The 14,062-nt window shown below is 64.7% G+C and carries 17 protein-coding genes; 12 read left to right on the forward strand and 5 right to left on the reverse strand.

Annotation, left to right across the window (positions count from 1 at the left end):
• Position 1 precedes the first annotated feature (1 nt).
• The 6 genes from hemA to O9320_00750 all read left to right on the forward strand — a co-directional run bounded on the left by hemA (position 2) and on the right by O9320_00750 (position 6,482).
• Entirely contained in the window at positions 2–1,219 is a 1,218-nt protein-coding gene (gene hemA / locus O9320_00725) for a 5-aminolevulinate synthase (protein MCZ8309344.1), read from the forward strand.
• Positions 1,220–1,232: 13 nt separating this feature from the next.
• Positions 1,233–1,763 carry a hypothetical protein gene (locus O9320_00730; GenBank protein ID MCZ8309345.1) on the forward strand — a complete coding sequence of 177 codons (531 nt, stop codon included), beginning with the start codon at positions 1,233–1,235 and terminating at the stop codon, positions 1,761–1,763.
• A 76-nt stretch (positions 1,764–1,839) separates the two neighbouring features.
• Entirely contained in the window at positions 1,840–3,207 is a 1,368-nt protein-coding gene (locus O9320_00735) for a glutamine synthetase family protein (protein ID MCZ8309346.1), read from the forward strand.
• Between the two features lie 13 nt (positions 3,208–3,220).
• Positions 3,221–4,381 carry an iron-containing alcohol dehydrogenase gene (locus O9320_00740; protein MCZ8309347.1) on the forward strand — a complete coding sequence of 387 codons (1,161 nt, stop codon included), beginning with the start codon at positions 3,221–3,223 and terminating at the stop codon, positions 4,379–4,381.
• Positions 4,382–4,448: 67 nt separating this feature from the next.
• Complete coding sequence (locus O9320_00745; protein MCZ8309348.1) at positions 4,449–5,351, forward strand: protein phosphatase CheZ; 903 nt, start codon at positions 4,449–4,451, stop codon at positions 5,349–5,351.
• 60 nt (positions 5,352–5,411) lie between these two features.
• A complete protein-coding gene (locus O9320_00750; GenBank protein ID MCZ8309349.1) occupies positions 5,412–6,482 on the forward strand; it encodes a hypothetical protein in 1,071 nt (356 codons plus the stop codon).
• 72 nt (positions 6,483–6,554) lie between these two features.
• Here the strand turns inward: O9320_00750 and O9320_00755 are convergent, their stop codons facing one another.
• Entirely contained in the window at positions 6,555–7,229 is a 675-nt protein-coding gene (locus O9320_00755) for a PAS domain-containing protein (GenBank protein ID MCZ8309350.1), read from the reverse strand.
• Between the two features lie 126 nt (positions 7,230–7,355).
• Here O9320_00755 and O9320_00760 point away from each other — a divergent pair, with 126 nt between their 5' ends.
• Together O9320_00760 and O9320_00765 are read left to right on the forward strand one after the other, a co-directional pair.
• Positions 7,356–8,135, forward strand: a complete 780-nt coding sequence (locus O9320_00760) for a hypothetical protein (protein MCZ8309351.1) — start codon at positions 7,356–7,358, stop codon at positions 8,133–8,135.
• 52 nt (positions 8,136–8,187) lie between these two features.
• Positions 8,188–8,592, forward strand: coding sequence for a hypothetical protein (locus O9320_00765; protein ID MCZ8309352.1), 405 nt, complete (start codon positions 8,188–8,190; stop codon positions 8,590–8,592).
• 19 nt (positions 8,593–8,611) lie between these two features.
• On the opposite strand, the gene O9320_00770 is transcribed toward O9320_00765, so the two are convergent.
• On the reverse strand, positions 8,612–8,866 hold the full coding sequence (locus O9320_00770; protein ID MCZ8309353.1) for a hypothetical protein: 255 nt from the start codon (positions 8,864–8,866) through the stop codon (positions 8,612–8,614).
• 117 nt (positions 8,867–8,983) lie between these two features.
• On the opposite strand from O9320_00770, the gene O9320_00775 reads away from it, so the two are divergent.
• Positions 8,984–9,631: a DedA family protein gene (locus tag O9320_00775; protein ID MCZ8309354.1), complete on the forward strand. Its 648-nt coding sequence runs from the start codon at positions 8,984–8,986 to the stop codon at positions 9,629–9,631.
• A gap of 3 nt (positions 9,632–9,634) precedes the next feature.
• Here the strand turns inward: O9320_00775 and O9320_00780 are convergent, their stop codons facing one another.
• Positions 9,635–10,525 carry a DMT family transporter gene (locus O9320_00780; protein MCZ8309355.1) on the reverse strand — a complete coding sequence of 297 codons (891 nt, stop codon included), beginning with the start codon at positions 10,523–10,525 and terminating at the stop codon, positions 9,635–9,637.
• Between the two features lie 6 nt (positions 10,526–10,531).
• Complete coding sequence (locus tag O9320_00785) at positions 10,532–10,759, reverse strand: sulfurtransferase TusA family protein (protein MCZ8309356.1); 228 nt, start codon at positions 10,757–10,759, stop codon at positions 10,532–10,534.
• Positions 10,760–10,862: 103 nt separating this feature from the next.
• Between O9320_00785 and O9320_00790 the strand changes: the two genes are divergently transcribed.
• Complete coding sequence (locus O9320_00790; GenBank protein ID MCZ8309357.1) at positions 10,863–11,966, forward strand: YeeE/YedE family protein; 1,104 nt, start codon at positions 10,863–10,865, stop codon at positions 11,964–11,966.
• Complete coding sequence (locus tag O9320_00795) at positions 11,963–12,361, forward strand: NUDIX hydrolase (GenBank protein MCZ8309358.1); 399 nt, start codon at positions 11,963–11,965, stop codon at positions 12,359–12,361. The genes O9320_00790 and O9320_00795 overlap by 4 nt, the downstream gene beginning before the upstream one ends.
• Here O9320_00795 and O9320_00800 read toward each other — a convergent pair.
• A complete protein-coding gene (locus O9320_00800) occupies positions 12,358–13,380 on the reverse strand; it encodes an ABC transporter substrate-binding protein (protein ID MCZ8309359.1) in 1,023 nt (340 codons plus the stop codon). The two genes, O9320_00795 and O9320_00800, sit on opposite strands and share 4 nt — an antisense overlap.
• A 99-nt stretch (positions 13,381–13,479) precedes the next feature.
• On the opposite strand from O9320_00800, the gene O9320_00805 reads away from it, so the two are divergent.
• The gene (locus O9320_00805; protein ID MCZ8309360.1) at positions 13,480–14,061 is read left to right on the forward strand and encodes a hypothetical protein; all 582 of its coding nucleotides are present in this window, start codon (positions 13,480–13,482) and stop codon (positions 14,059–14,061) included.
• Position 14,062: the final 1 nt, after the last annotated feature.

Consider the following 14,062-nt stretch of genomic DNA (forward strand, 5'->3'; position numbering starts at 1 on the left):
CATGCGACGCGACTACGACCGCTATTTCTCCGACGCGATCGGCGCCTTGAAGGCCGAAGGGCGCTACCGCGTGTTCGCCGAACTCGAACGCATGTGCGGCAAGTTTCCGCACGCCGTGTGGCATGCGCCCGACGGCCCGCGCGACATCGTGGTGTGGTGTTCGAACGACTATCTCGGCATGGGCCAGCATCCCGACACGATCAAAGCCATGCACGAAGCGCTCGACAGCAACGGGGCCGGTGCGGGCGGGACCCGCAATATTTCGGGCACCAACCACCAGCATGTGCTGCTCGAGCGCGAGCTCGCCGACCTGCACGCTAAGCCCGCCGCCCTCATCTTCGGGTCGGGCTACAATGCCAACGAAGCCACGCTTTCGGCCCTCGGCCGCCTGATGCCGGGCCTCGTGATCCTGTCGGACGCGCTCAACCACGCCTCGATGATCGAGGGCATGCGCCATTCCGGATCCGAAAAGCGCATCTTCCGCCACAACGACGCGGCCGATCTCGAAACCCAGCTCAAATCGGTCGAACCGGGGCGGCCTAAGCTCATCGCGTTCGAAAGCGTCTATTCGATGGACGGCGACGTGTCGCCGATCCACGCCTTCTGCGATTTGGCCGAAAAATACGACGCGATGACGTATCTCGACGAGGTCCATGCGGTCGGCCTCTACGGTGCGCGCGGTGCGGGCATCTCCGAGCGCGACGGCGCGCAACATCGCCTCGACATCGTGCAAGGCACGCTCGCCAAAGGCTTCGGCGTTGTCGGCGGCTATGTCGCCGCGTCGGCGGCGCTGTGCGACGCGGTGCGCAGCACGGCCCCCGGCTTCATCTTCTCGAGCTCGATGCCGCCCGTCGTGGCCGCAGGCGCGCGCGCGTCGATCCGCCATCTCAAGCAGAACAACGCCGCGCGCGAAAAGCTCGCCGAGCGAGCCGCACGCCTCAAGCGCCTGCTTGCGGCCGCCGGCATGCCGGTGATGCCGTCGGTCACGCATATCGTGCCGCTAATGGTGGGCGACGCGCGGCTGGCAAAACAGGCCAGCGACGAATTGCTTCTGCGCCACGGCATTTACGTGCAGCCGATCAATTTCCCGACGGTACCGCGCGGCACCGAGCGGCTGCGCATCACGGCAACCCCATTCCACGACGACGCGCTCATGGACCGGCTCGTCGAAGCTGTCGTCGATGTGTGGAGCCGTTTGGATTTGAGACGTGCGGCATAGATCCGCGACCGTTTTGCTCGCCTGTTTGGCGCTCGCTGGCTGCGCGAACCCGACCGGGCGCTTCAACTACGTCCACACCGAAGGCTATACGGCCAGTACCGCCGCGTTCGCGGCCGCCGACGGTCCCACGTCGGTCGTCGTGCGCAACAATCCCTTTCCCGGCGACACGGACGGCGCCAGATTAGCGGCCGCGATGCCCACAGACACGATTTGGCGCTTTAAATTCGTCAATTCGCGGCCCGCTCGGAGCTACGGCTACCTGTTCGTTATCGAATTCGGGCAAAACGCCAAGCTGGGCACATATTCTGTTTGCGCGACCGATCTGCCGGTCCAAACACCGCTGCCGCCGGACAGCGCCACGGACGGCATCCCTTTTCGCGCCGGATTCTGCCGCAATGGCAGCGGCATCAGCGAGGTCGCGGGCATAGCACCTCACGCGCCGTCGCCCGACGCCCCCGAATTCCGGAATTTTCTGGCGAATTTGGTTTCGTCGCTGACGCCGCCGAACGACTCGCCCAGCATACGCGACTACGAGGGCGGCTGATTCGCGAACGCGACCATCGACCGCCGGGCGCTTCTGCGGCATTCTCGCCGAGTCCGCACCAAGGAGCGCGCCGTAAATGAATCCCCGCAGCGTCAAGACGGCCGAACAGGCGGCCGCCCTTCTCGAACAGCGCAGCATCGACAACGTCAAAATCGGGCTGTTCGACATCGACGGCGTGATGCGCGGCAAATATCTCTCGCGCGAGAAGTTCGCGAGCGTGCTCAAAACCGGCTTCGGCTTCTGCGACGTGGTCCTCGGCTGGGATTCGAACGACCAGCTCTACGACAACAGCACCTACACGGGCTGGCACACGGCCTATCCGGATGCGCCTGTGCGCGTGCTGCCCGAGACGTGCCGCGCCCTGCCGTTCGAGCCGACGACGCTGCTGTTCCTCGCCGAGTTCGCGGGCAAGGCCGAGGCTTTGTGCCCGCGCGGGCTGTTGCGCCGCATCGTGCGCCGCGCCGCCGACATGGGCTTTGCCGCCAAGGCAGCGGCCGAGTTCGAATTCTTCGTGTTCGAGGAAAACCCGGTCTCGGTGCGCGAAAAAAACTATCGCGGCCTCAAGACGCTTACGCCCGGCTTCTTCGGCTATTCGATGCTGCGCAGCTCCGTGCACGCCGAGTTCTACCACGGCCTGCTCGAGACGATGCGCGCCATGGACGTGCCGATCGAGGGTTTGCACACCGAAACGGGTGCAGGCGTGCTCGAAGCGGCCCTGCTCTACGACGACGTGCTCGCGGCGGCCGACAAGGCGAGCCTGTTCAAGACCTTCACGAAGGTCTTCGCGCAGCGCCAGAACCGCATGGCGACCTTCATGGCCAAATGGTCGCACGACTGGCCGGGCCAGTCGGGCCATCTGCATCTGTCGCTGCAGGACAAGGCCGGCACCCCTGTATTCCACGACGCGAATGCGCCCAACGGCATTTCCCAGACGATGCGCCATTTCATCGGCGGCCAGCAGCGTCTGATGCCGGAATTGCTGGCCATGGTCGCGTGCACGGTCAATTCCTATACGCGCCTCGTGCCCGGCTTCTGGGCGCCGACGGCAAGCTATTGGGGCATCGAAAACCGCACCACGGCCTTGCGCGCGATTCCGGGCGGGCCGTCTTCGCAGCGCGTCGAGTACCGGATCGCGGCGGCCGACATCAATCCCTACATCGCCCTTGCCGCAGCGCTCGGGTCGGGCCTGTGGGGGATCGAGCATCGCATCGAGCCGACCGATCCCATCGCGGGCAATGCCTATGACGTGGCGCCGCCCGAAGCGCTCAAATTGCCGCGCACATTGGGGACGGCCGCTGCACGGCTTGCTGCGTCGGACGCCGCCAAGAGCCTGTTCGGGGAACAGTTCGTGGCGCACTACGCCGCCAGCCGCGACTGGGAGCAGCGCGAAGCCGACAAGGCCATCACCGATTGGCAGCTGCAACGCTATTTCGAAATCATCTGAGGAAACGACCGCAATGGCGCCCAAGGCCAATTGGAACTATCCGACGACGATCTGGGCGGGCCCCGGCCGCGTGGCCGAGCTGCCGGCCGCATGCAAACGCCTCGGCATCGCCAGGCCCTTGCTCGTGACCGACAAGGGCCTTGCCGCGACGGCGATGGTGCGCGCGGCACTCGCCGCAACGGGGGCCGCCCTGTTCGCCGACGTGCGCGGCAATCCGACAGGCAGCAATGTCGCGGCCGGCGTTGCCGCCCTCAAAGCCGGCGGCCACGACGGGGTAATCGCGTTCGGCGGCGGTTCGGGCCTCGACGCCGCCAAGGCGATAGCACTGATGGCAGGCCAGACGCAGCCTTTATGGGATTTCGAGGATGTCGGCGACAATTTCAAACGCGTCGATCCAGCCGGCATGCTGCCGGTCGTGGCCGTGCCGACCACGTCGGGGACGGGCTCGGAGACGGGTCGTGCATCGGTCATCACCGACGAAGCCGCACATGTCAAAAAGATCATCTTTCATCCCAAAATGATGCCGGGGATCGTGATCCTCGATCCCGAACTCACGGTGGGTTTGCCGGCAAACCTCACGGCCGCCACCGGCATCGATGCGTTCGTGCATTGCTTCGAAGCCTTCTGCGCGCCCGGTTTCCATCCGATGGCCGAAGGCATTGCGCTCGAAGGCATGCGGCTGGTCAAAGACTGGCTGCCGCGCGCGTTTGCAAACGGGGCCGATATCGAAGCGCGCGCGCAGATGCAGGCGGCCGCCAGCATGGGGGCGGTTGCGTTCCAGAAGGGGTTGGGCGGTGTGCATGCGCTTGCCCACCCGATTGGTGCCGTGTTCGACACGCATCACGGCCTCACCAACGCCGTGCTGCTGCCTTATGTGATGCAGCGCAACCGGGCGGCCATTACCGGGCGCATGGGCCGCCTCGCGCGTACGCTCGATCTTGCCGCCTCTGCCAAGCAAGCCGGCGATTTCGACGCCGTCCTTGCCTGGGTTCTCGAATTCCGCGCCAAGCTCGCCATTCCGCCCGCCCTTGCGGCCCTGGGTCTCGACGCGGCGCGCGCCGACGAAATCGGCGCCATGGCGGCGGTCGACCCCTCGGCGGACGGCAATCCCTGCCCGCTCGACGCCACCGACTACGCGGAAATCTACCGCGCGGCGATAGCCGGAAAAATTTAACTCCGAGTTAGCGATTTCGAGGCTAGTTTCGGATCCAACCTGACCCTTTAACGCTTGCGGACCATCAATGTCGAAAATCGAACTGTCGGACGACGAGTATTTCGCGATCGAAGACGCGCTGCAGAACAGCAGCCGCGGCCGCGCGTTCCTCCGTGCGCGCGACGCGCGGTCGCGCGTGGTGGCGGTCGACGAGGCGCGGCGCATCGCCGCTTCGTTCCGCGAATGGACGATCCGGCAAATGGGGACCGTCAAGGAAACGCAGAGCGTCGAAGTGCTGCGCGCCGAGCTGCAGAGCATGGCGGCCCATATCCAAGCCGCCAAAAACGAAATCGCGTCGATCCACAACAAGGATCCCAAGGCCGCGATCTCCGACAACCGCATCAACAGCGCCACGAGCGAGCTCGACCAGATCGTCGCCTCGACCGAGCGTGCGACCTCCGACATTCTGAATGCCGCCGAACGGATCATGGAAGTGGCCGGCCATCTGCCGCCGGAACATGCCGAAGCGGCCCAGGTGCTCAACGACCAGGCGACCGAAATCTTCACCGCCTGCTCGTTCCAGGATATCACCGGCCAGCGCATCTCGAAGGTCGTCAATACGCTGCGCTACATCGACCAACGCGTGAACGCGATGGTCGAGATCTGGGGCCTCGACAATCTGCCGACCGCCACCGCCAAGTCCGACGCCAATGCCGACAAGCGGGAAAACGCGCATCTGCTGAACGGCCCCGCGATGCCGGGCCAGGGCCGCACGCAAGACGAAATCGACGCGCTTCTCGAAGGTGCGAGCTTCGACGCTCCCATCCCGCGCGCCGAGCCGCCGCCGCAGGCAGCAAAAAACCCGGCGCCCGCACCGGCCGCGGCGCCTGCACCGGCCCCCGCACCGGCCCCAAAGCCTGCGGCAGCGCCGGCGGCAGCGCCCGCCGGGGCGACCGCCTCGCAGGCCGACATCGACAAGCTCTTCGATTGAGCCAAGACCGGGCAGATCGGGGCTAGCAATGTGCCCTCTTCCGGCGTAAAAGCCTTCACCATGGAACAAGTCAAGACACCAGAAGCGCCACCAGCGGTCGCCGGCGATATGAATGCCGGCGAGTACGACGCCGAAGGCCAGGACGCGCTCCATATTCTGCCGCTGAGCATCATCCCGCTCGAAACGCCGGGATTGCGGCGTCTGCGGCTCATCAAAAACGTGCGGCTCGACTCAGTCGTCGAACTCTACAAAGACCAGGGTCACAAATCGGCGCAGGTGCCGCTCGACGCGCTCAACAGCGTGTTTCAGAGCTACGGCACGCAGCTGCGCGCCGACATGCCGCTGCTGCAGAGCCTCAGCAGCATTCCCTCGTTCGACGTGTACACGCTGCGCGTGGCCTTGCGCTCCCTCAACTTGCCCATCGACGAGAAGACCGCTCTGCAGCTCTCGGACTCCAAGCGGCGCGAACTCACCGACCACATGAAGGTGTTCACGCATCCGCTGATCCAGCAGATCTACGGCAGCGCCGAATTCGAAGTGAACGACGTATCGGATATCATGAAGTTGATTTCGTCGCCCAACCGCGACGACGCGCTCAAGAACCTGCGCATGATGTCGCAGAAGCTCAACGTACCGTTGACAGAGATCCCGCGCTTCCTCGAGGACTACGGCGACACATTCCTGTCGCTCGCCTATTTCCGCTCGTGCCTCGACAAGGTCGTCCCGCAGGTGCAGAGCTTCCTCGATTGGGTGAAGCCGCTTGACGACAACCAGATGATCAAGGGCGACCGCATGTCGAAGCAGATGCTCGACAAGACGCGCGAGTCGATGTCGGGCGTGATCATCTCGCTGACCGGCCGCTTCGAAGCCTTCAACCGCAAAAGCTCGGATTTCTGGCGCGACATCAACGCCGACAGCTTCAGCCGCATGAAGGACATGGTGTTCTCGAACCACCGGTCGATCGGCGGCGTTTTGTGCGGCCTGTCGGTCAAGATGCAGCTGTGGCGCGACCGCTTCCCGTCGGCGAGCGGCGGCCCCAACAAGCGGCTCGAATTCGTGCGCTCGGAAGTCGTGCCGGGCATGCAGATCATCGACGAGCTCGAAGCGGCCGCGCGCAAGACCGGGCTTTAAGCCCGCCTTTTCGCAATCGGCCCGTCAGAATCCGGGCCCGTCGAAATCCGGGCGACTCAAAATCCGGGCGACTCAAAATCCGTGCGACAGGCAGACCATAGCGGCCTCCTGGCCGCGGAAAGGCATGCGCTTGGCCGTGGCTGCCACCGGCGTCATCACGCCCGACAGCGTTTTGAGCGGGGTGGGCATCGGTGCGGACGCCGCGAATTTGCCGGTTGCCGCAAGCAGCGTTTTGAAATCACCCGGCAAGGCGAAATGGGCCGCGATCGACGTTCCCATCAGATCGAACTCGCTGCCATCGAGCAATTCGCGGAACGGCGCGTTGAGCCACAGGATCGTCCCATCGGCAACGGCCACCAAAGCCGCCGCGATCGGAATTGCGTCGAGCGTTTCGGCAAGACGCGTTTCGGCCGCCTGGGCTTCGTTCTCGGCGGCGACCGCAAGGGCGAGCAGCACGCGCCCGGCCCCCAGCCCCACGACACGCAAAGTGCCTTCGTAGCGGCCGGCAAACATCGTCGCGGGGCCGCACGCCACATGCGCGACGGCCCCCTCGCTGATCGCGTCGATCGCCGCAACCAGATCAGCGGGTACATCGTCGCCGAAGGCGGGGGCCCCCGGTTCGGCGCCGGCAAATTCCTGCGCGAACAGGCTGTCGGCCCAGACCAGACGCGCCGCACGCGCGCGCCCCGGTTCTGCCGCCAATACGGCGATCCCGCCTGCAAGTTCCATTTCGCCGTCGTCCGACATTCCGCATCCCCCCAAGGCCCGAAACGGGCAAGTTCGCCGGATGTTAGCCAAGAAAACGGCTCGACAGAAGCGGGCGTTACGAACATTTCCCAAGACGCGCGCGGACGGTCTAGACTTTGCGCCGCCATGTTCGCAAAAGGCCCCCTGCTGATCCGCCACGCCGTCGTCACGATGCTCGATGCATTCGCGAAGACGGCGCAGGAAACGGCTGTAAAAAACGGCGGCAAGATCGATTCCGCCGACATCGCGCGCATCGGCGAAGCGATGAAGAACTCAGGCGAGATCGAGAATTTCTACCGCGCCGTTTTCGGCCAGGTCGTGGCCTCGATCGTCGAATCGCAGAACCAGCATCGGCGCATAAACGCGTTCGGCCGTCTCGTGGCGCACCCGCTCGGCGATTTTTTCCAGTCGCAGCGCCTCGACCGCGCACTTCTCCACAATTTCTTCTTTTTCGTGCAAGCGCTGGTCGGCGAGGCCGAGAACGACTGGAACGCCACCTGCGCTGCCGTGCTCGACGAGATGCGCGACAAAGCGGGCGAAGCGTTTGCGTGGGAGACCTTCTACAACGATCCGCGCACGCAGGCGATTTTCTGGCAAGTGCTGGTGCGCATCGCCCAGTCCTTCAAGCGCTTCGACACGCGCCGCGACTGGTTCTTGCGCATCATGCAGCACAAACAGACGTCGGTGAGCCTTGCCCCCAACAAATACGTGCAGCTCGGCGACGGGCTCGACGTCGCCCAGTTCGGCAAAGACGAATTCCTCAATCTGTTCGACAGCCTGTTTGCACCGGTCAAACGCCTGACACTGCAGGAAGTCGTGCGCTTCGAGGCGGCAACGGGGCTCGCACCGCGCACGGCTTTCGACCGTTTCTTTAGCGATTTGGACCGCTACAGGCGCGAGCACTGATTTTTTCGGCGGCCTTCATTGTTTGTTAAGACATTTAGGATAAATTTTAAATATGTTGAAGATAAATCATCGCTCCCGTGTGTTTTTGGCCGCCGGCGTTGCCTGCGTGGCGCTTGCTGCCTGCACCAAAACGCCGAGTTTCCAGGGCAGCCCGCCGCTGTCGGCCGTGCCCAATAAGGTCAGCAACTTTGCGGCCCCTTATGTGAACGCTATCGTTACGCCCGGCGTGGTCGGGGCGGCGATGCTGGTCGGCCCGAACTTCCTGCCCGGGCGTTGCGACGAGATGTACCTCACCGGCGACCGCAAACTCATCTGCGACCAGATGGCGCGCTACAACGACACGCCACTGCCGGGCAAATTGCCCGATCCCAACGCGCAGTATCGCTGCATCCGCACGCTGGGCGGCGTCACTGAATGCACCGACGCGCCGCGCGCCGCACGGATCGCGGCGCCCTAAACCTCAAACCTTCAAATCATTACTTGGCGTCGGCAGCCGGCTTCTTCGGCACCGAGGACGGCGCTACCCACGTATTCCCGGACAAAGGCTTGCCGGGACCGGCATGGAAAACACGCGGATTGCGCGTGTTGAGTTCGTCGGCTTCTTTGTTGACCTTGGGCGGCGAATTGTTGGCGCGTGGATCGTCTGCCGCGGCGGCCGGATTGCTGCCGAACGCGGCCGAGCCTGCGATCGCCAAAGCCGTTGCCAGTGCCAAGATACCGCTGCGCGCCATCGTCCATCTCCCAAATCCGGCATTCCGCCCCCTTTTCACGGGGCCGGAACGTGATAACGTCCTTGTCCTTCTTATAACATAATCGGCCTTCGACAATCTCGCTTTAAGGACAGGTATTTGGAACCCACGGCCGATATCCATGCCTTGATCACCCAGTACGGGACGCTGATCTACGCGATTATCTTCGTGTGGACCTTCTTCGAGGGCGAAACCTTCGTGCTGTTTGCGGGTGCCGCTGCCCAGCAAGGCACATTGAATGTGTGGGTGCTGCTGGTTGTCGCGTGGCTCGGCAGTTTTGCCGGCGACCAGATGTGGTTTTGGATCGGCCGGCGCTACGGCAGCCAAATGCTCGAGCGGCGCCCGAAATGGCGGGCGGGCGTCGATGGCGCGCTCGAAATGCTCAAACGCTACGACACGTGGTTCATCCTGTCGTTCCGCTTCATCTACGGCGTGCGCAATTTCGCGTCGTTCGCGATGGGGGTGGCGCGCGTCGATCCGATGCGCTTTGCCGCCCTCAATTTCGTGGCGGCCTTCGTGTGGGCCGCGTCGTTCGTCGGCATCGGCTATCTGTTCGGCAGGGCACTGGAAGCGATGCTTGGCGACGTCGTGCACTACTTCCTTTACGTGATGCTCGGCGTGTTCGTGGGCTCTTCGACGATCGTCTATCTCGTGCATCGCCACCACACGCGCAAAGCCGCGGCACGCCAAGCGGCCAAAGACGAGGCCGCAAAAGCCGCCGCCGCCGCCGACATCGCCGCCGACTAGATTTCAGAACTGCAGAAGAGCGAGCGCCAAGGCCGCGACGACGCAGGCCATGGCTGCGATCTCGGCCCAGCCCAGCGCCTCGCCCAGCAGCAGGGCCGAACTCAGCACGCCCACGACCGGAACCGCGAGCGTGCCGATCGACGCAAGGGATGCCGGCAAGATCTCGAGCACGCGATACCACGCCCAATGGCAGAAAATCATCGGTACGGTCGCCGCATAAACAAGCCCCACGAGCGAGGGCAGCGACGGCAGGCCATGCGCAAAACCCGAGCCGCCGCCCTCGAAAACCACCATGCCGATCAGGACTGGCACGCCGCCGATCGCCAATTGCCATGCTGTGAGCGCGACGGCCGACATTTCGAAGCGCATCGCCTTGACCGCAACCGTGCCCGCCCCCCAGCCGACCGCGGCCGCCAGCATCAAAACAAGTCCCAAGGGCGACTGCGCCAGCGTATCGCCTGCGGGCAGCGCCAACAGCCCGAGACCGGCAAGCCCGCACAGGAGTGCGCCGATCTTGCGGGCACTCAGCCGCTCGCCCAGCAGCAAGGCTCCCAGCAGCGACGCCCACAGCGGCATCGTGAATGCCACCAGCACGGCACGCCCGGCCGACATCACGACAAGCCCATAGGCCGAGGTCACGTGCCAGATCGTGATGTTGAGGAACGACGCCGCCGCCAGCGCCAAAACCCGGCCGCGCGGCAAACGCAGATCGAGCCCGCGCAGATAGCCCACCGCAAACAGCCCGGCGGCCCCCACGTAAAGACAGATCGTGCGGAAGGTCCATGGCCCGACCTCGGCAACGGCAAGCTTCATGGCCGGCCAATTGATGCCCCACAACAGCGCCAGGGCGACCAACAGCCACAGGCCTTCACGCCGGGCGGCAAGACTGGTCAAAGCGGTCTAGGCGCTCTTGCGGATATCGAACACGAATACGCCGTCCTGCTCGACGAGCTTTTCGAGCGTGGCCCCGGTGTTGCGGCACAAGGCTTCGAAATCGCGCACCGCCCCCGGATCCGTCGCCAGCACCTGCAAGGCGGCCCCCGCAGGCAGGCCTGCCATCGCCTTTTTGGCGCGCAGCACCGGCAGCGGGCAGTTGAGGCCTTTAAGGTCGAGGATTGTTACCGACATTTGCCCATTTCCCATTCGTTTGACCGGAGCCTACGGGTTGAATATGCACGCCCGCAAGCCCTACATTCGCATCCCTGCCTTGCCCCGGAAAGACCAGCGCGCAATGTCCGACCTGCCTGTCCATCAGCTAGTTGCCCTTCTCGGTTTTGGCCTTGGGGCGGCCTTCGGCGCCGTCGTGCAGCGCACCAATTTCTGCGCGATGGGCTCGGTTTCCGACATCGTTTATCTTGAGGATTGGGGCCGCTTTCGCGCCTGGCTGCTCGCGATCGCCGTTGCGATCGCAGGAACGACAGCACTCGACGCCGCAGGCCTTGTCGATCTCAGCAAGGCCATCTACGCCACTCCCAATCTCGGCTGGCTCGGCGCGATTGTCGGCGGGCTGCTGTTCGGCATCGGCATGACGCTCGCGAGCGGCTGCGGCAGCCGCAGCCTCGCAAGGCTCGGGGCCGGCAACCTCAAAAGCCTTATCGTCGTGCTCGTGCTCGGCGTCTTCGCCTACATGACCTTGCGCGGCCTCCTCGGTGCGGCACGCGTGGCCGCGATCGAGCCCACGAATCTCGATCTGCGCGCAGCGGGCCATTCGACGCAATTGCTGCCCGGTCTGCTCGCAGCATGGACAGGTCTTGATGCCGCCAGCGTGCAGCTTGGGCTGGGGGCATCCGTCGTGCTGACGCTTGTTTGGTTCTGCCTCAAAGACCGCAGCTTCCGCACCGATGCGCGCAATCTCGTGTCGGGCGTGCTGATCGGTCTGCTGGTCGTGGCCGGGTGGACTGCGACCGGCATCGTCGGCAACGACGATTTCGAGCCCGTCCCGCTTGCCTCCTTCACCTTCGTGGCGCCCATCGGCGATGCGCTTGTCTATCTGATGACATGGACGGGTGCGAAGATCAGCTTCGGCGTCGCCAGCGTATTCGGCGTTGTCGCGGGGGCGTTTGTGGCCGCACGGTTGAGCGGCGAATTCCGGGTCGAAGCTTTTGCCGGTACGGCCGATCTGCTGCGCCATCTCGCCGGAGCCGCAATGATGGGAACGGGCGGCGTGCTCGCCTTGGGCTGCACGGTCGGCCAAGGCATTACGGGGCTTTCGACCTTGGCCGTGGGCTCGGTTCTGGCGTTCGCGGCCCTCGTTGCCGGTGCCGTGCTCGGGCTCAAATATCTCGAGCATGGCGGCATCGTGGCCGCCCTCAAAGCGCTGACGGCGCGCGCGTGACGGCTTCCCTCGCCGTCTCGATCAAGGGCGTGCTCGCGATCGACGGGCGCTTTTGCCTGCTGCGCAATGCGCGCAACGAATGGGAATTGCCGGGCGGCCGTCCGGAGCCGGACGAAGAACCGCAAGCCGCGTGCGTGCGCGAGATTGCCGAAGAGCTCGGCCTCGATGCCGAAATTTCGCACATCCTCGACAGCTGGCGCTATCGCGTGCTGCCCGACCGCAACGTGCTGATCGTGACCTATGCCTGCCGTCCGCTCGCAGGCGTGCGCCCACGCACCAGCGACGAGCATGTCGAATACGGTCTGTTCGCCGCCGCCGAGATCGACGCGCTTGTCATGCCCGCAGGCTACAAGGCCTCGATCCGGCGCTATCTCGAATCGCCGCCGCGCGGTTAGGGCGAAATGCGGCGTTCGGGTGCGGGCGGCAGGAAAGCTTCGGTATAGACTTCTTCGGGCTTCACGCGGCCGGCCACGTTGTAGGCCTCGGCAACGGTCGCAACCGATGCGGCCAACCGTGCGGCCGGAACCGCCGACAGGCCGTTGCGCTTGACGTTGTCGGTCAGCATCGTGAGGTCGCGCACCATCTCGAAACGCTCGAGTTCGATCGCTTCGTTGAACAAAGGATCGCGCTGCTTGAGCTGCGCCATGCCGCCCTTGGGATCGGCAAGCGCGTCGCGCACGCCCGCGATCGATGCGCGCACGAAGCGGCGAACCGTCTCGGGATTGCGCGCGGCAAACGACTGGCTCACGATCAAGGCCGAGCCCAGCAAATCCACGCCGTAGTCGTTGTAGCGATAGACCATCAATTCGGAAGGCTGCACGCCCGCCATTTTGATGTTGAACACGCTCGTCGAGATGAACCCGGTGACACCGTCGACCTGGCGCTGGACGAGCAAGGTTTCGCGCAGCTGCGGCGTCACGGTCTGCCAATTGATGCGCGCAAGATCGATGCCTTGGGCGCGCGCGAAAGCCGGGAACAGCATGCGGCCCGCATCGGCCTCGGGCGCTGCGAGCTTCAGCCCTTCGAGCCCCTTGGGGTTTGCGACCGCGCCTTTGCGCAGGATCACGGCGGCAAGCGACTGGTCCATGACCAGCAGCACGCCTGTGATCTTGTCCGTGTTGGCGGGGTTGGCGTTGAACGGGATCACCGTGTTGAGATCGGCATAGCCGATATCGTACGCCCCCGACGCGACCTTGGTGACCGTATCGCCCGAGCCGAAGCCGCGATCCATCGACACGGCGAGGCCTTCGCGCGCGTAATGGCCCTTGTCGAGCGCCATCGTGAAAACGGCATGGTTGCCCTGCAGCGCCCAATCGAGCGCGAATTTGACGGGCGTTTGCGCTTGCGCGGAGGCGGCCGTTGCGGCGGCGGCGACGCAGAAGGCGGCGGCAAGCTTAGCGGTACGTTTCAGCATCGAAAATCCCCCCGGATCGTGATGGCACTTGTGCGACACTGCCAGCCGCCTGCAGGAAGGTCAATCTGCGGTGCAGGGCTAGGGGAGCTCCATTCGCGCATGGGTTTTGTCGAAGCATTTTGGGGTGGTTTTGCAAGCCTCGGCGGCCCGTCGCGACTGCCGCTGCTGCTGCCCTTTGCGGCGCTGCTGCGGCTGGCTGGCCCCCTGTCGCTGCGCGCAACTTCTGTGTGGGTCGTCGCCTTTTGCATCGGCTTTGCCGCCAGCCTTGGCGGGCTCGAATTTGCCGGCATCGAAACCGCCCGCTTCTGGGGCTGGATCGTGCTGGCTGCAGGGCTCGGGCTTGCCGGCTTCGGCCTCGCCGCAACCGGGGCCTTCGGACAACCGCACCCGCCGGGACCAGCGATGGCAGCCCTCCTTGGCGCGTGCATGGCCTTCGGTGCCACGCCGTTTCGCGGGCCGGTCCTGCAGGCGACGGAAGCACTTGGTTTCTATGCGCTCGGCGCTTGCGTCGGCGCCTTAGCCGTGGCGGCGGCGTTGCGCCCGCTGTTGCACCGGGCCCCCTCGCCCGCATTCTGCGGCGTGGCGCTTATGGCTGCGGGCGGGCTGATCGCGATGGGGGCCTATGCCGGGCTCGGCTTCTGGCTGATCGAGTGGATGCCGGCGCTTGCGCAACTCGGCTAAT

The sequence above is a fragment of the Magnetospirillum sp. genome (genome assembly GCA_027532905.1).
Classification (GTDB): domain Bacteria; phylum Pseudomonadota; class Alphaproteobacteria; order CACIAM-22H2; family CACIAM-22H2; genus Tagaea.